The 16928-nt window shown below is 44.8% G+C and carries 19 protein-coding genes; 7 read left to right on the plus strand and 12 right to left on the minus strand.

All coding sequences use genetic code 11. The features are described 5' to 3' along the window. The first annotated feature begins 24 nt into the window (after window positions 1–24). The gene (locus tag ACRZ9O_RS08990; protein ID WP_459458398.1) at window positions 25–585 is read left to right on the plus strand and encodes a pentapeptide repeat-containing protein; all 561 of its coding nucleotides are present in this window, start codon (window positions 25–27) and stop codon (window positions 583–585) included. 7 nt (window positions 586–592) lie between these two features. Continuing rightward, window positions 593–1150, plus strand: coding sequence for a GNAT family N-acetyltransferase (locus ACRZ9O_RS08995; RefSeq protein ID WP_459458400.1), 558 nt, complete (start codon window positions 593–595; stop codon window positions 1148–1150). Here the strand turns inward: ACRZ9O_RS08995 and ACRZ9O_RS09000 are convergent. The 6 genes from ACRZ9O_RS09000 to uxuA all read right to left on the minus strand — a co-directional run bounded on the left by ACRZ9O_RS09000 (window position 1147) and on the right by uxuA (window position 7339). Next, window positions 1147–1854: a DUF2490 domain-containing protein gene (locus tag ACRZ9O_RS09000; RefSeq protein ID WP_459458402.1), complete on the minus strand. Its 708-nt coding sequence runs from the start codon at window positions 1852–1854 to the stop codon at window positions 1147–1149. The genes ACRZ9O_RS08995 and ACRZ9O_RS09000 overlap by 4 nt on opposite strands. A gap of 69 nt (window positions 1855–1923) precedes the next feature. Beyond that, on the minus strand, window positions 1924–3171 hold the full coding sequence (locus ACRZ9O_RS09005) for a YeiH family protein (protein WP_459458404.1): 1248 nt from the start codon (window positions 3169–3171) through the stop codon (window positions 1924–1926). Then, window positions 3171–4106: a 3-keto-disaccharide hydrolase gene (locus tag ACRZ9O_RS09010; RefSeq protein ID WP_459458406.1), complete on the minus strand. Its 936-nt coding sequence runs from the start codon at window positions 4104–4106 to the stop codon at window positions 3171–3173. Before ACRZ9O_RS09010 ends, ACRZ9O_RS09005 begins: the two co-directional genes overlap by 1 nt. A gap of 11 nt (window positions 4107–4117) precedes the next feature. After that, entirely contained in the window at window positions 4118–5386 is a 1269-nt protein-coding gene (locus ACRZ9O_RS09015) for an MFS transporter (RefSeq protein ID WP_459458408.1), read from the minus strand. Continuing rightward, window positions 5386–6144, minus strand: coding sequence for an SDR family NAD(P)-dependent oxidoreductase (locus ACRZ9O_RS09020; RefSeq protein WP_459458410.1), 759 nt, complete (start codon window positions 6142–6144; stop codon window positions 5386–5388). Before ACRZ9O_RS09020 ends, ACRZ9O_RS09015 begins: the two co-directional genes overlap by 1 nt. A gap of 10 nt (window positions 6145–6154) precedes the next feature. Continuing rightward, complete coding sequence (uxuA, locus tag ACRZ9O_RS09025; RefSeq protein WP_459458412.1) at window positions 6155–7339, minus strand: mannonate dehydratase; 1185 nt, start codon at window positions 7337–7339, stop codon at window positions 6155–6157. Between the two features lie 244 nt (window positions 7340–7583). Between uxuA and ACRZ9O_RS09030 the strand changes: the two genes are divergently transcribed. Continuing rightward, window positions 7584–8201, plus strand: coding sequence for a DUF6088 family protein (locus ACRZ9O_RS09030; protein WP_459458414.1), 618 nt, complete (start codon window positions 7584–7586; stop codon window positions 8199–8201). After that, on the plus strand, window positions 8188–9213 hold the full coding sequence (locus tag ACRZ9O_RS09035) for a nucleotidyl transferase AbiEii/AbiGii toxin family protein (protein ID WP_459458415.1): 1026 nt from the start codon (window positions 8188–8190) through the stop codon (window positions 9211–9213). The genes ACRZ9O_RS09030 and ACRZ9O_RS09035 overlap by 14 nt, the downstream gene beginning before the upstream one ends. Here the strand turns inward: ACRZ9O_RS09035 and hemN are convergent. Next, window positions 9197–10594 (minus strand): oxygen-independent coproporphyrinogen III oxidase, encoded by a 1398-nt coding sequence (gene hemN, locus ACRZ9O_RS09040; protein ID WP_459458417.1) that lies wholly within the window; start codon window positions 10592–10594, stop codon window positions 9197–9199. The genes ACRZ9O_RS09035 and hemN overlap by 17 nt on opposite strands. A 253-nt stretch (window positions 10595–10847) precedes the next feature. On the opposite strand from hemN, the gene ACRZ9O_RS09045 reads away from it, so the two are divergent. Both ACRZ9O_RS09045 and ACRZ9O_RS09050 read left to right on the plus strand, forming a co-directional pair. After that, window positions 10848–11810, plus strand: a complete 963-nt coding sequence (locus ACRZ9O_RS09045) for a zinc-binding alcohol dehydrogenase family protein (RefSeq protein WP_459458419.1) — start codon at window positions 10848–10850, stop codon at window positions 11808–11810. Then, window positions 11807–12172, plus strand: coding sequence for a hypothetical protein (locus ACRZ9O_RS09050; RefSeq protein ID WP_459458421.1), 366 nt, complete (start codon window positions 11807–11809; stop codon window positions 12170–12172). The genes ACRZ9O_RS09045 and ACRZ9O_RS09050 overlap by 4 nt, the downstream gene beginning before the upstream one ends. Here ACRZ9O_RS09050 and ACRZ9O_RS09055 read toward each other — a convergent pair. The 4 genes from ACRZ9O_RS09055 to ACRZ9O_RS09070 are packed head-to-tail and all read right to left on the minus strand — an operon-like array spanning window position 12165 to window position 15264. Continuing rightward, a complete protein-coding gene (locus ACRZ9O_RS09055) occupies window positions 12165–12590 on the minus strand; it encodes a DUF6174 domain-containing protein (protein ID WP_459458423.1) in 426 nt (141 codons plus the stop codon). The two genes, ACRZ9O_RS09050 and ACRZ9O_RS09055, sit on opposite strands and share 8 nt — an antisense overlap. Continuing rightward, on the minus strand, window positions 12590–13252 hold the full coding sequence (locus ACRZ9O_RS09060; protein WP_459458425.1) for a hypothetical protein: 663 nt from the start codon (window positions 13250–13252) through the stop codon (window positions 12590–12592). Before ACRZ9O_RS09060 ends, ACRZ9O_RS09055 begins: the two co-directional genes overlap by 1 nt. Beyond that, window positions 13249–13827, minus strand: coding sequence for a PepSY-associated TM helix domain-containing protein (locus tag ACRZ9O_RS09065; protein WP_459458427.1), 579 nt, complete (start codon window positions 13825–13827; stop codon window positions 13249–13251). The genes ACRZ9O_RS09060 and ACRZ9O_RS09065 overlap by 4 nt, the downstream gene beginning before the upstream one ends. Continuing rightward, on the minus strand, window positions 13828–15264 hold the full coding sequence (locus ACRZ9O_RS09070; protein WP_459458429.1) for a DUF2271 domain-containing protein: 1437 nt from the start codon (window positions 15262–15264) through the stop codon (window positions 13828–13830). A 98-nt stretch (window positions 15265–15362) separates the two neighbouring features. Between ACRZ9O_RS09070 and ACRZ9O_RS09075 the strand changes: the two genes are divergently transcribed. Beyond that, window positions 15363–16004: a DsbA family oxidoreductase gene (locus ACRZ9O_RS09075; RefSeq protein WP_459458431.1), complete on the plus strand. Its 642-nt coding sequence runs from the start codon at window positions 15363–15365 to the stop codon at window positions 16002–16004. 44 nt (window positions 16005–16048) lie between these two features. On the opposite strand, the gene ACRZ9O_RS09080 is transcribed toward ACRZ9O_RS09075, so the two are convergent. Then, a complete protein-coding gene (locus tag ACRZ9O_RS09080; RefSeq protein WP_459458433.1) occupies window positions 16049–16897 on the minus strand; it encodes a sugar phosphate isomerase/epimerase family protein in 849 nt (282 codons plus the stop codon). Window positions 16898–16928 lie beyond the last annotated feature (31 nt).

The following is a 16928-nucleotide window of genomic DNA, read 5'->3' on the forward strand; positions in this document are numbered from 1 at the left end:
AGGAAAATATCCCTAATTTGCGGCATGGAAAAGCCTTATATCGTCGATCAAAAATTCGAGAAAGAAAGCATACTCGTCCTAGGCGAATACGAACATTGCGTTTTCAAAAACTGCAGCTTTGAATCAGCTGATTTTAAAAATTTTCAGTTTGTTGATTGCACCTTTGAATCCTGCAATATTAGCTTAGTCAAACTAAGCGGTGCTGCACTCCAAAAGGTTCACTTCAAAGATTGTAAAATGCAGGGCCTTCGTTTCGAGGCTTGCAACCCATTCTTATTCGAAGTTAGCTTCGATACCTGCGTCTTAAATCTGTCCTCCTTCTATCAAATCAAGGGTAAAAAGACAACATTCGATAGTTGTGCGCTGCACGAAGTCGACTTCACGGAAGCTGATTTCTCTGAAGCCTCTTTCGATGATTGCGATCTTGCAGGCGCCTTATTTGATCAAACGAATGTAAGCAAAGCGGACTTTAGAACGGCCTTCAATTACGTCATTCATCCAAGTCTGAATCAAATTAAGAAGGCGAAGTTTTCACAAGATGGATTAGCGGGTTTATTGCAGGGCTTTGACATCAGTATTTCCTAATAGGCCCATGATCACACTTCAATTAGTTACTACAGAACAGGAGATGAAAGGCGTTTTAGCTTTGCAGCAAGCTAATTTGCGTAAAAATATTACGCAAGAAGAAGCGGAGTCGCAGGGGTTTTTGATGGCGGAATATGATCTCCCTTTTTTAGAATTACTTCACAGAGCAAGTCCAAGTATCATCGCGAAGGATGGCGAAAAGGTGGTAGGTTATAGCCTGGTGGCTCTTCCAGAAACCGCACGACACCATGAATTATTAGCAGATTTAGTAGAGAATATCGAACGCTGCGTTTTCGAAAGTAAGCCCGTAGAAAATTATGTGATTGTAGCTCAACTTTGTGTTTCGAAGGGGTATCGGGGACAGGATTTGGTCCAAAAACTCTACGGCAGTTTCCGCGATCATTATGCTAATCAATTCACGTATTGCGTCACCGACGTGGCTCAGGCGAATCACCGTTCTTTAAAAGCACATCAAAAGCGCGGATTTCAGGTGATTGACACCTTGGATTACGGTGGGATTGGCTGGGATATTGTGCTCTGGGATTGGCATAAAAAAGCTATTTAAGGAATACGGTGATAGACCATAATGCTTAAAATGCTTCGATCATAATAATTCAAATTTGGGCGCTGTTGAAAAGCATGTAAATAACCTATATCCGCAGTTAAATTATCCCGTAGCGGAATACTTACGCCGGCGAACATCCGATGTTGGTCTAACGTATTTGCCGGATTTTCTTGCTCTGCATTCAATAAAATTTCCGTATTCACTTTCCCCTGTATTTGCTTAATTAAGGGAAATAGGGCTTGAATTCGGTAGCGAAGACGGTAATTACTGAAGTTAACGGCATCCGTAAGTTCCGTGCGGCTCACATTCGTTTCTCGATTAAAGCGCATTTCCGATCGAAAGCGGTGATCGACGCGAACCTTAGACCAGCTATGTTTATACACTACATCAAAGTGTGGTCGGTACTCTGGAATGGCAAGACGAATAAGCGTCTGGGGATCATTAGGCGTATTCAAAAAAAGAGCCGCTCCAGCAGAAAGATCCCAATTCTCCCCTATCGTGCGATGCACATGCGCTCTAAACGCATTTTGGTGGTGCACCAAAGGGTCTATAAAATGTCGAGTATGCACTTCTCCCTGCACATACCACTGATTAGTTAAAGAGTGGGAAAGGTAATATCCGTACCAAATCTGGGATTGATGCTCCACTTGGTTTTGGGCTTGTACTGCAAAGAGTGGGAATAAAAAGAAAAACAAATACTTCATTTGGCAAAGATAATACAATATTCTATAAAAACGATAGACTAAGTATTCTTTGTTAATTATGGTAGAAAACTAGCTAAACAGCACATACGCCACCGCCAACGTCACAAATACGTTAAACAACTGGGCGATTAAAAAAGCATACAAAGGCTTCTTACCTTCCTTCGAGAATAGGTCTGAAAACTTGGTTTCCAAACCAATGCTAGTGAAGGCTAAGGCAAACCAAAGTCCTTGCAAGGCTTTGAAACCACCTTTAACCGAATCGATCGTTTCAGATGAAATCACGAAGGAGAAAAGTAATGAGGCGGCGATGAATCCTAATACGAACTTAGGGAAGCGCTCCCAGATGATTGAGGCTGTAGGCTTTGCTTCTTGCACTGCAGAAGACTGATTGTTTGTCACCGTCCAATAGATCGAAATCGCGAAAGCGGCGAAACCTAGTAAAACGTTTTGGGAGAATTTAACAATTGTCGAAATCTTCAAGGCCTCCTCGCCCACCATGGTTCCCGAAGCGATCACCGCTCCGGTTGTATCAATCGTTCCACCTAACCAAGCGCCTGTAACCGCTTGCGACAAACCCAAAGCCTGCGCGATAAAAGGTAAAAAGATGATCATTGGAATCGCCGTAATCAAGACGATGGAGATGACATAGGAAAGCTTTTTGGAATCCCCCTTGATGGCTCCAGACGTCGCAATAGCAGCTGAAACACCGCAAATCGATACCGCACTAGAGATCATAATGGCGAACTCTTCGTCGATGCCCATCTTTTTGGAAATCCAAAAAGCGAAATACCAAACCGAAATCACCACCACTAAAGCCTGAATCAAACCGAGTGAGCCAGCCTTTAATATGTCCCCGAAAATCACGCTCGTCCCTAATAGGATCAAACCAATTTTCACAAACAATTCCGTCGAAAGCGATTCGGTCAGCCAGGAAGGAAGCGAGAAGAAATTACTCAAAACTAGCCCGATCGTCAAGCTGAAAATTACCGCTTCTAAATTCCAATTTTTCAGGAAAGCGTTGCCCGCTAAAATCAAGGCAAGCGAAGTAAGCGCAAATACAATCGGAAAACCCTTTATGGTCCCCACTATACTTTTGCCTAATACGCTTGCCGAGAGAATTGCTAGGAGGTAAGTAAAAACGAAAATTTGACCCAGCTTTAACAGATTGCCCGCCGTAATTACCTTCTCGGTTAAATCACTGGCCGATTCCCAGCCAAAAGAGGGGGAAGGAATCTTAACTCCTATTAGAGCTAAAGCGATGATTAAAAATCCCAAAAGGACTACCGTCCAATCTTCTGTTAAAGCTAATTTCTTCATTATTTAGCTGGAGTCAACACGATATTTCTATATTCCACTGGACCGTGGTCACCTTGCATCATGATAGGACCCGGAGCCGCTTCATCGCTGTCCATCGCGCCGCCTGTGATGCCTGGGATGTTTTGGTCGACGATAATTTTTTGGCCATTTAAGGTAACAGAAACCTTACGTCCCACTAAAGTAATATCATAGGTTTGCCATTCGCCGGACGGTTTTGCCGCTTGGAAAAGTGGATCGATAAAACCATAAATACCACCTAAATAGATGTTGTAAGCCGGTTTTCCGTAGCTGTCTTCCACCTGCACCTCATAACGGCCGCGTAAATACACTCCACTATTACTATGCGGAGGTAAACGGAATTCGATGTGTAATTTAAAGTCGTTGAATTTTTGTTCTGTACACAAATTCGCGCCAGACGCTGGGCTTTTTAAGACCCCATTTTCTGCGACCCATTGGTTTTTAGGACCTAATGCCTTCCAACCTGTTAAATCTTTTCCATTGAACAAGGTGATGGATTTGTCCCAAACTGGTTCCGACTTTCTCACTAACGAGGGAGCACGAGAACCGGTAAAGGCCATCGCTTTCCCGCCTGGAGTAACAATCGTTCCTGATAATTTACCGTCTTTCAAATCTCCTTCGAAGGACATGTAAGTCTCCTCTCTATCCCATTGTGGTGGAATTTTAAATGAGAGGTGACCATCCTTGTAAAAAACTTCTGCGATAGGTCGTGCTGACCCACCATCTCCCACAAATCTACCCGTGAGTGTTCTAAGTCCTGAGTGACGCACTTCCAACCAAGAAGGTGCGGTAGAAACACCGCCGTTGCGGTTCTCCATCGATACATTTAAATTCCAAGCGCCCTCTAGCGGATGGTTTTCATCCTGAGCAAAAGCGCTTCCAGATAAAGCTAACAAAGCAAATAACAATTTTTTCATAGTCTGTAGGTTTAAGATTTAACCGCCTCCATTTTAGGCGAAATGAAATGAATAAGTAACCACGCAAATAAATAGGCACAGCCACAAGCCACAAATATAACATTATATCCGGATGACAAAGCCTGATCTGCCTTGTAAGAATCTAAAATTACTCCAATAATATAGGGGAAAATTACACCCCCTAGCGAACCGGCCAATCCACCGATTCCCACGACCGATGAAACCGCGTGTTTGGGGAACATATCCGACACGGTCGTAAATATATTAGCGGACCACGCCTGGTGCGCAGATGCCGCGATGGAAATTAAGAACACAGCCTGCCAAATATCGGTCGCCCAACGCGCCCCAATAATGGGCACCGCACAGAGCGCGAAGAAGAACATCGAATACTTCCGCGCCTTATATACCGGCCAACCTTTCTTCATCAACCAACCCGAAATGTAGCCTCCGCCAATACTCCCGATAGACGTACAGGTGAACAAAATTGCCAAATGCAAACTCGGCTTTTTCAAGTCTAGCGCAAAGGTTGTGGAAAAATAAGACGGCAACCAAAACAAGAAAAACCACCAAATGGGATCCGTGAAGAACTTGCCTACGATAAAGACCCAGGTTTGGCGATATCCGAATAGTTTGCCCCAGGCAATGGGTGCGACTTCTGTCGCATCCTCTTCCTCGTTTTGAATGTGCGCTAATTCCTCTGTCGTAACGGAAGTGTGCTTCGCGGGTACTTCGTAAAACCACCACCACAAAGCCAACCAAATAAATCCGATCGCTCCCGTAATAATGAAGGCTTCTTGCCAGCCATAAGCTCCTAAAATCCAAGGCACCATAATGGGCGCGACCATAGCTCCGATGTTTGCACCGGAATTAAAAATACCAGTCGCTAAAGCACGTTCGCGTTTAGGAAACCACTCCGCCACGGTTTTAATCGCTGCCGGAAAATTCCCTGCCTCACCAGCTCCTAAAGCGGCGCGTGCCGCGCCGAACCCAAACGTCGTCTTCGCCAACCCATGCGCCATGGCCGCAATGGACCAAATAACGATCGAAATGGAATAGCCCATTTTGGAACCAATCTTATCAATCACCTTCCCAAAAGCCAACAATCCGATCGCATAAGACGCCGTGAAACACATCACGATGAAGCTGTAATCCGTCTCCGACCAATTCAATTCCTTCTCCAGCGTGGGCTTCAACAAGCCGATCACTTGGCGATCTAAATAGTTAATCGTCGTCGCAAAAAACAAGAGGGCGACCACCACCCAGCGGTAATTTCCTTTCATTAGAATCCGATTGAATTCCCGCCGTCAACCGGGATTGAGACGCCTGTAACGTAATTTGCTGCATCAGAAGCTAGATAAACTGCCGCCCAACCGATGTCTTCTGGTTTCCCAAAATAGCCCATCGGCGTACGATCCATCGCCTTGTGTTTGCGATCAGGATCCGAATTCATCGCCGTTCTACTCATCGCCGTTTCGATAAATCCAGGAGCAATCGCATTCACGCGAACACCTTTGCCGGACCACTCGGAAGCGAGCACTCTTACTAAACCATAGATACCGGTTTTAGAAGACGCATAAGCCGCCACCCGGTCGATTCCATAATAAGCCGCCATCGAGGAGATCATGATGATCGAACCCTTTCCTCTTTCGAGCATGTGCTTTCCTACTTCTCGAGTCAGAGAGAATACGGCATTCAAATTCACGTTAATGATGTTCGCAAAATCACCATCTGAAACTTCTACGGCCGGGCGTTTCATATTGATGCCCGCGTTGTTGACGAGGATGTCTATGGCGCCATGTTTCGCCACAAGATCCGAAACCAGCTGTGCCGTCAACCTTAAGTCTGACACATCATTCACACAATAATGCGCCCCTGAACCCAGGTTTGCGACCGCCTCTTTTAACACCTCTTCGCGGCGACCCGTGATCACGACCGTGGCGCCGGACGCTAAAAAGCATTTCGCGATATCGAATCCGATTCCGGTTCCGCCGCCCGTGATGAGCGCCACGCGCCCTTGCAATGAGAATGGTTGTTGCATCTTATTTTTTCTAATTTAAAGTGGAGCGAATCGCTAATTCTAGTCCGCGGATTTCCGCTAAACCGCGCAATCGTCCGATCGCCGAATAGCCCGGGTAGGTTTTCTTTTTCAAATCATCTAACATTTGGTGACCATGATCTGGGCGCATTTTAATCTGTTCACCCCCTCTTCTTTTTTCTTCTTCCACCACCGCTTTCACTACTTCAAACATATCCACATCGCCCGTTAAATGCGGCGCCTCATGGAAAATCAAGGGGTCATTCTGTTCTCTAAAAGTCGTGCGCAAATGCAAGAAGTGAATGCGATCTGCGAAGCGGCGAATCATCCCGGGTAAATCATTATCCGCTCTCACCCCTAACGAACCGGTGCAGAATGTAATTCCGTTCGCGCGTTCTGGAGAAGCCGCCATCAATGCCGCTAAATCCGATTCCGTACTCACCACCCGCGGCAAGCCTAATAAGGGGAACGGAGGATCATCCGGGTGGATGCATAAGTTAATGCCTAATTCTTGAGCTAAAGGAGCGATGGATCGCACAAAGAAGTGCAAGTTCTCGCGCAATTGATCCGCTGAAATGTCTTTGTATTCGTCTAACAGACTTTGGAAATTCTCTAAATGAAAGGCCTCCTCTGAGCCGGGAAGACCTAGAAGTGCTGTGTTTTTTAATTCTGCTTTCTCCTCGTTCGTCATTGTGGCGAAACGCTGAGCAGCCGCAGCCTGAACAGCCGGCGTGTAATCTTTCGAGGCCCCGGGACGCTGTAAAATATGCAAATCAAAGACCGCGAAATCCGTCCAAACAAAACGCAAAGCCCGCGCCCCATCGGGCATCTCGAAGTTCAATTTCGTCCGCGACCAATCGAGCACGGGCATGAAATTATAGCAAACAGTTTTAATGCCGCAAGCCGCTAGATTTCGTAATGATGTCTTATAATTTTCAATGAGTTGTGCGCGAGACGGCAAGGCCTTCTTAATCCCCTCGTGAACCGGAAGTGATTCCACAACCGACCAATGCAAAGGCGTCCAATCCTGATTCCCCGCTTCAATGATCGAAATGCGTTCTTGAATGGATTCGATGGGCCAAACTTCCCCCACCGGAATTTGGTGCAATGCGGTAACTACTCCTGTGCATCCGGCTTGACGAATATCCATCAAAGAAACCGGATCGTTCGGACCGAACCAACGCATCGTGTGTATCATGTAAAATTGTTTAGAGACTTGTGCTTTTAGAGCAAAGGCTTACGCCTTGGTAAAGCGCAAAATGCACAAAATTTACTGAAAAACCTGCGGGATTAGGGGGACATCAAATGCACTCTAAATACAGATGAGGCGATTAGGATGTCTAATCGCCTCATAAAAGGGGGAATTTTGAGGCGATTAGAGAATTACAAGTATTTTGTTACCTTTTTATATAAATTAGCAACAAAAGACTTACCTTTGATTTATGAGCGTACATCAAGCAATTCTAGACAAGATTAATTCGAAGACCCCCGGAGATATTTTTTTCCCTGCGGAATTTCGAATGCTCGGAACAGACGATGCCATTAAAATGGCGCTATCCCGATTGGTGAAAGAAAATACCATTGAAAGACTGGCAAATGGGGTTTACTTTATTCCCCAATTCCATAATCTAATTGGACGGATCAAGCCATCTCTTGAGATGATAGCGAATGCCATCGCAGCAAGAGATCACATACAAATTAAGCCCACCGGAATGAGTGCGTTGAATAAACTAGGGTTATCTGAACAAGTACCTACTAGGCATGTGTACATCACCAATGGCCAACCCAGAACATACCATGTAGCGGAAAATGAGATTCATTTTAAAAGTGCCAGTCCTAAAAAATTAGCCTTAAAGGGTCCCATCAGCTCCCTAATCATTTTGGCAATGGACGAAATGGGACAAAGTAAATTTGATGAAACGCTTGCTAGTAAAATAAAGGGACTGCTAAAAAAAGAAGATCCCATGCTGTTAGAAAATGACATCATGCTTGCCCCATCATGGATTGCAAAAGAACTTTATTTGATCATTTCTAAATTCCCAGCAGATGAAATGGTTTAAGCTAGCGATAGAAGATCGAAGGATAATCTTGCAGCAAGCTAGTGCTCTAAGTGGGATAAATGAGAAGGCTCTTGAGAAGGACCTTTGGGTTACAATCGTATTAGAGGCCGTGTTTAAAACTACATTTGCCCCACATTTACACTTCAAAGGCGGTACTTCTTTAAGTAAGGCGTGGCAGATTATTGAAAGGTTTTCAGAGGATATTGATTTGTCAATTGATAGATCATTTTACGGATTTGGAGAAGACTTATCCTATTCCCAAATCAAAAAACTTAAAAGAATATCCAGCGAATTCGTCAGCAGCGACTTTAGAGAAGAGCTAGAAAAAACTCTTATCGAAATGGGAGTCCCTGCAGCACTATTTACATGTAAGGCCACACCTATCCCTGAAAAAAGAAAAGATACAGTGGACCCACAAGAACTTGTTATTGAATATGTTTCGATCTTAGATAATGTCGAATACTTACCCGATACGATAAAAGTAGAGGTGAGCGCTAGATCCATCAAAGAAGGGACCCAAATGAGGCCATTGACTTCTCTCGTAGGAAGCTTACTACCCCAATTAGAGCTAGGTGACCTATTTCAAGTACGATCCATCGAGCCATCAATTACTCTTTTAGAAAAAGTATTCTTATTGCACGAAGAATTTACAAAAGAAGCTTCAGAAATACGTCACTTAAGAATGTCGAGGCATTTATATGACTTGTTCCTCTTAAGTGAATCTATTTATGCTGATATAGCTCTAAGTGACACTCCCCTGTACAATCGAATAATCGCACATAGACAGCACTATATTAGACAAACGGGAATAGATTATAAAAATCACGGAAAGCAAAGCATTTCATTTCTTCCTCCTAATCCTATTTTAGAGAGATATAAGGAAGACTACGAAAAGATGAAGCTGAATATGATTTATGGCAAGTCACCAGCATTTGAAGACTTAATTCAAAAGTTAAGAGTGCTGCAAGACAAATTTAGAATCCCTACAAATTCTCCTACACCCCACTACTAAACTGCGGCACAGCCTCCGCTGTCGCCAGCAATTTTAGATCGAAAGCCTTGCAGATATTGCGGATGAAATGCTTGCCTAGATCTGTGACGATGACGCCATGTTCGCCCCAAGCGACGAGGTCGTCTATGGCAAGTTCGTCGAGTTCGTGAAAGGTGTATGAACGGAGGACTTCGAGGTCTTCTTTGTGGAAATGGGTCTTGCCTTGGCAGGCGATGTCGAGGATGTATTGGCGCATTTTTTGGTCCATCTGACTTAAAAAATAGCCTTTAAAAACGGCCAATTCGCCGGCTTTAATTTGCTGGTAATATTCCTGAATGGTCTTCTTGTTTTGACCAAAACCATAGTAAATATCGCTTATGCTCGAGACGCCTAAACCTAAAAGTAATCCCGTCTGCTGCACCGTGTAGCCCATAAAGTTGCGGTGTAAGGTGCCCTCGTTGTGCGCCTTAACCATCAAATCAGACGGGAGTGCGAAGTGATCCATCCCAATGTCCGTGTAACCAGCGGCGCGGAAAAGCTCCTTGCCTTTTTGGTACAACTGCATCTTCTCAGACGCATCAGGCAAATCGTTTTCGTCAAAAAGTCGTTGCGCCTTGCTCGTCCACGGCACATGCGCATAGGAATAAAACGCGATGCGATCCGGCCGCATCGAAATCGCATCCTGAATGGTCTTTTCAATCCGCGGCAAGGTCTGCAAAGGCAGGCCATACACTAAATCCAAGTTCACCGATTCATACCCGATCTCTCGCGCCCATTGCACCACCTGTCTCACATTTTCCAAAGGCTGCACCCGATTAATCACCTCCTGAACCTGGGGATTACTGTCCTGCATCCCGAAACTCACACGGTTAAATCCGAGCTCAAAAAGCGTTTGCAAATGCTCGCGTGTCGTATTATTTGGATGCCCCTCGAAACCGAATTCGTGGATCTTTGGCACAATTGAATCCACTAAAATCCCCTGCAACATTCGCTGCAAATTCTGCGGCGAAAAGAACGTAGGCGTACCGCCTCCAATATGCAATTCCCGAATAACGGGTTTAGAGCTCATCGATTTTCGGTACAAATTCCACTCCTGTAACAGCACATCGATGTACTCCTCCTCCACGGAATGATTCGTTGTAATACGCTTATTACAGCCACAAAAAGTGCAGAGTTTCTCACAAAAAGGCAAGTGAATGTACACGCTAATCCCCTCCTGTTCATTGCTCTCCTCGAAACGACGCACAAACATCCGTTCCCAGTGTTCGCTGTCAATCGTCTCATCCCAAAACGGTACCGTCGGATAACTCGTGTAGCGCGGAATCGCTACGTTATACTTGTTCAATAAATCTAGGCTTACCGGTTGCATGGGGGCAAAGGTAGAAGGGAGAGGATTTATCAAAAATGACTGTCGTCATTTTTGATAAGAACAACATTGAATGGTGAAGAAATGGTAAATGGTAAGTGGTGAATGATTAAATTTGAACTGTTCGACATTTATCGATCACAAAAAACCTATTTATTGATCACAAAAACTTAAATAATGATCGATATCCCCAATTATCATGATTGATAAACTCTCCCCCATTTACCATTCACCACTTACCATTCACCATTTTTACTGCTTCTTTAATTAAAATTGTTAATTTCAACCCATGCAACAATGGATATGTAATCAACCTGGAACACTGAGCCTGCAAGAGGTAGAAATGCCTCAGCGCACACCTGGATTTTCCCTGCTTCGCTTACGTAACATTGGCATCTGCGGAACGGATATTCACGCCTTTGCTGGCAATCAACCCTTCTTTTCTTATCCCCGCATTTTAGGCCATGAACTGGCCGTAGAAATCGTGGAATCCGACACATTCGAAATGGGAGAATTAGCCACAATCATTCCTTATTTTAACTGTGCTTCGTGCGATGCATGTGCGGCTGGAAAGCCGAATTGTTGTGAAAGTTTACAGGTTTTTGGAGTACATATTGATGGCGGAATGCGCGAATATATCGTAGTAGAAGATCGCTACATTTTACCAGGAAAGGGTCTGACGGCGGAAGAATTAGCCTTAGTCGAACCGCTTTCTATTGCAGCTCACGGACTTCGCCGCGCGGCACTAAAAAAAGGCGAAAAAGTGCTAGTAATGGGCGCCGGTCCCATAGGTCTTTTCACGATTTTGCTCGCTAAAATTCAAGGGGCTTCCGTAGAGGTCGCAGAACCGAATTCATCTCGTCTGCAATTTTGCGTAGAGAATCTAGGCGTATCTGAAGCCTCCGCCACAGCCTATAGTACCGTCATTGATGCGACCGGAAATCTGCACGCCATCGAATCTGGCTTTGCTAAAATGGCACACGGTGGAAAATACGTTTTAATCGGATTACAAAAACAGGCCATCTCCTTTTCACATCCTGAATTTCACAAGCGCGAGGCGACGTTAATGAGTAGCCGAAACGCGACGTTGGAAGACTTCGAATACGTAATGAATTTATTTAGAGGAGAGAAGGTAAAGGCTAATCAATTCATCAGCCATCGCTTCACAAAAAATCATGTTCCTGGTATTTTTGCAAAAATTAACGAGCCGAATCAACAAGTAATCAAGGCGATGATTACTTTAGCGGAATGAAACCACTACTACTATTCTGCCTACTTTTAGGCGCCTGTAAATCCCAAGAAGTGCTACCCGACAACTGCTATAAAGGGCGTCTTTCCCTGAAGGGAATTTGTAATAATTACGTGATTGAATTAGTCGAAGGTTCAATAGATACATCGAAGGTGGAATCTATTTGGAAGAATCCAGATACAGGTAAAAACTATAAAAATGCTTTCGCCTTATCTAATCCCTGCGCATTACCTGTTAGCTTGAAAGAAGGGGACGAATTTTACTTCAAATTAGACGCTAGCCAACTGACCGCTGAATGTATCACCTGCAAAGCCTACAGTCCTACACCTAAAAAAGCTTTACCTATCTCGATCTGCCCTAATTAATTTTAAAGTTCGTCACTTCGTAGCCGATTTCCTCGTCTGCGATCATTTCGGAAAAATCAAAAAAAACATTCGTTGGATAGCCGTAAGTTGGATTGAAGTTCAAGATACTCTTGACCGGTTTTCGGTCGATATTCGCCTTAATAACTTGTAATAATTCCGGGATTGTATACATAGTCCCATAGCGTTCAGCAGCATTATAGGGCTTTCCATTTACGGTCGATATTTTCCCATTTTGGACGACAATTTGATGTGGACCCACATATTCTAAGGGACAAAAACAGACACGCTTAAAGCTGTAGGAATAATTCACAATCTTCTTTTCATTCCAAAGATTCAGATTCGTCGTCGCATCATCCAGCGGCTGCACCGTTTCACAGCCAAACAAACTCAAACAAAAAAGGAATAGTAATTTCTTCATTAGAGCGCTAAACGCGTAAACAGACCCACATTATCTTTCTCCATCTTCATCGGTCCATAATAATCGAAATTAGCCCCTAATCCGATCGTGAATTTCCCCTGCGTAACACCCGCACGCAACATCAACGCACTGCGCGCATGCAAACCATCCTGCAAACTTTGAATGTACAATACTTGAGCTCGTGTATACAATTGCACCTTCTTAGAAAGCGCGGGTTTGTATTCCACAATTCCGATCGTAGCTGTACTCTTAGAAGGTTGCAGATTAATACTTGGATTCACTAAAACTAGCCAGGTGCGATTTGCCTTAAAATATTGCAAACCTAGCTGAGGAACCAGTCCTAATTTATAATGCCACTCTGCCCCACCGGTTACTTTAATATTTCCAAAAAGTGCATAGGTCAAATTATTCACCACCACCATCTCCGTCTCAGAGGCCGTATTTGAATAATCTACCGCACCGGTACTCAAATTGAAAAAACTCAATTTCCCATTTGCTGAAACTGGTCGATTAATAACCGCTTGAAAATGCAATCGGTTAGTCCCAAAGGTCGCCTCCACCGGAAGAGGCGGAAGTGGAGCGTGGTCTTGCGCAAACACAACTACGGAGCAGAAAAGTAAAATGGTGAATGGTAAATGGTGAATGGTGAATATACGTCTCATACAAAATAATAAAATACCCAAACCACAACCCCGCCGACAGCTAACCAAAGCATCCCGTTCGTGCGTTTCTTCTTTAAAAATAACAACAAAATTAACCCCGTTAGGGAAATAACAATCATAAAGATGGCAGAAAAGTCAATGACCCAAGACCATGACTTCCCGGTATCGCGACCCTTGTGCAGGTCGTTGATCACGGCAATAATACCCATCTTCGTTTCTGTTAATTCGTATTTCCCATCCGCGCGGTTCACGAAGAAATCGGCCGTATAACCGGGACCTTGAAAGGAAATCGAAATCTCTTCCTCATCGATTCTGAAATCGTTCAATTGTCCCTTAATACTATGGTTCGCGCGAAGCTGCTCGACGATGTCGAGTTTGGGGATTTTGGCGGTATCAGCGACCGAAACCCAGCTTGCCTTCACAGAACCCTTCAGCTCAGAAACCACTGTACTTTCTGGAAACCAATCCACGTGGTTCAGGGTCAAACCCGTCACCGAAAAGAATAATACGATAATGAAACTGAACATCGACAAATAGATGTGCAGCCACCTCGACCACGTCGCTAAATCTCTCATTTACTTTGCTTTATAGACCAATGAAGCCGCCGTCATTTCCTCGCCACCGGCTAAGGTTTGGCTTTTGGCCTTCCCATCAAACTTCATTTCTTGCTTAATCAACTGGTACGTTCCGTGCTCGCGAGCCGCCTCGATAAACACGGTATATTTCCCCAAAGGTACATATTCCCCCGCGTCATTCTTCCCATCCCAAACCACCGTATACTGTCCCGCCCCACGTGTCGCTCCCGTCACTGAAGCCGCATCGAATTCCACCTCTCTCTTCGCCGCAAACCAAGAACGCAAATCGGGTAACCAGCGAGGCTTATTATACCAAACCGCAATACGTCTCACCGGCTTGTGCTTCTCATCTTCAATCCAAACCGCCACAAACGGACGACGCGCGCGACCTTCGAAACGCGCAAGTTCGAAATTGATATCCAAGCTTTGGCCCGCAGTCCACAACTTCTCTTTTATATTCACTAAGCTGATCGCGGACTTCTCTACAGATGTCGCCGGCCAGTTCTCACTTCTATATTCCGCACCCTCTTTGTCTACGATTAAATACGATGCCTCCGGATACTGAGCCGCTAAATCGATCGAAGCTGCCACGCCTAACACATTAAATGCCGTCGCTAAAGCACCTGCCGTCACCGCATCCTCGTGCGCCACCGTCGCCGAAATCACTTCCGCTGCCGGTTCCGCCGTCCGCGGATCCATGATGTGCGAATAATGCACCCCATCGATATCCGAACCTCTTCTATAATCTCCCGATGTTGCCACCGCTTGATTATTCACTTGAATATAGCCTAAAACCTCTGCGTTCTCTCCCGCATTTCGCGGATCTGATACACCTATTTTCTCGGTCCAATCTCCTTTCACCACAAAGTCACCTCCTATATTCACGACCACTCCAGCCACTCCCTCCTCTTTCATCGCCTCTTCGGCTGCTTTCTCCATCACATAGGACTTTGTGAAGCTGTGCAACTTCAATTCGGTGTCCGTTAAACGGGTAGCTCCATTTTCGTCTAGTGACCAATGGGGCTGATTTACCTCATTCACTGCCAACGCTAAATCGGAGGCAGAGGGTATTTCTGAAGCCCACATTTTGGCAATATGCTCCGACGCCGGATTCAAGGCTCCTTCCGTTTTCACATTCCACTCTTCGAAATGCTGTAACACCTCGCGCAATTCGGAAGAAATTTCGAGGGATTCTCCGCGAGTCGAGCTCCACAGATTAAACTCCGAAGATTCACGGGAGGAAAGGATTTCGTTCAAACGATTAATCTCCGTTAACACCTTGGATTCTGCGATGTTAGCCGCGGCTTCAGACGAAGCGATGATCTTAAGATCTAATGAAGTGCCTAACACATTTTCAAAATGAGCGGTTAATAAACCGTTAGATGCAGGCACGCTGGGTACTAAACTGAGTAAACTTAGGCTGATTGAATTGATCATAGGGTTTGTATTTAGACCACAAAACTGAAAAATAAACCGTTTTATGGAATGATATTTGCGATAAAGCGTTGAGATTTGTAGATATAATTGGGAAAAGAATGAAAATCGAGATTTGGAGTGATATCATGTGTCCGTTTTGCTACATAGGCAAAAGGCATTTGGAAAAAGCATTGGAAACCTTCCCTGGAAAGGACGAAGTGGAGATCGAGTGGAAGAGTTTCCAATTAGATCCCACAATTCCGATGGACCTGGGCGAGGAGACGAATGTATATGACTATTTAGCGGCCAGAAAAGGTATTTCATTAGAGCAAGTCAAAGTGATGCACGACCGCGTTTCAGAGATGGCGGAAGCTGTAGGATTGCGCTATGATTTTGATCAAGCCAAAGTCGCTAATTCCCTGAAATCCCACCACCTCATCCAATATGCGAAAGACCAAGGCAAAGGCGATGCCATCGAGGAACGCCTTTTTCAGGCTTATTTTATGGAGGGCAAAAACCTAGCCCAAGATGAAGAGCTAGTAGCCTGCGGAGAAGCTATCGGACTAGATCGCGAGGGAATTCTCGAAGCTTTGAAAGACGAAAATTACGCGTACCGCGTGAAGCAAGATATTCAAGAGGGAGAAAACCTGGGCGTGCGAGGCGTTCCCTTCTTCGTTTTTGACAGAAAATACGGCATTTCCGGGGCAGAACCCATCGAAGTGTTTACGAAAACCCTGCTGCAAACGGCCGCGGAACAATAACGGCCGCGGAACAATAAAAAGGGCCTCTTTCGAGGCCCTTCATGTTACAAGCTTTTAAGGTAAGCAATACTCTTAGGAACGAATTCCTCCTCTTTCTCACTTTCATCTTCGATGAAGCAATGCTCGATGCCATTCTTCTTCGCCAGTTGGATGATAGCCTTCCAATTACCTTGTCCTGTTCCCACAGGCACATCATTTTCTGCAGGAGTTCCGCCGGTTAAATCACCAGCCACCCCTTTACGCAAATCTTTCACGTGCATTAGCTTGAAACGAGTCGGGTATTTCTTCAATAACTTCTCTGGCATATCAGCGCCTCCGCCGTGCATCGTCCACAACACATCCATCTCGAAAGACACATATTCCGGATTCGTATTTTTGATGATGTAGTCTAACAATGTTTCGTCTTTGCCAAAAGGTTGGAACTCATACCCGTGATCATGGTAACACAGCGTTAAGCCATTTTCCTTGAATTTCTTACCCGCCTCATTGAATAAAGCGACTGCCTTTTGAGCTTCCTCTAGGGTAAATCCGCCGCGCACTTTATGCGGAATCCAAGCGCACATCACAAACTTAGCCCCTAAGATTTTAGCCTTAGCGATGGCCTCAGCAGGATTAGCTAATTCATTATAATCCACTCCAGTGGATGGAACACTAATGCCACGATCCGCACACATTTGTTTGAATTGTTCTGGAGTTTGGCCCTTTTGAGCACCCCCTTCGATTTCGGTGATTCCCATCGACTGAATAAGGTCGAGCGTCTTCGCTACGTCTTTAGGAAACTGATTCCGGAAAGTATAGGCTTGAACACCGATGGGATAGGTGTACAATTTTTGCGCTTGCATGAAAGCCGGCAATGCCAAAAGGCATACAATGACTAGGTTTTTAATTTTCATGAGTATTGGTTTTGTGTAAAAATTGAAAGAG

Source organism: Aquirufa sp. HETE-40SA, assembly GCF_054558635.1.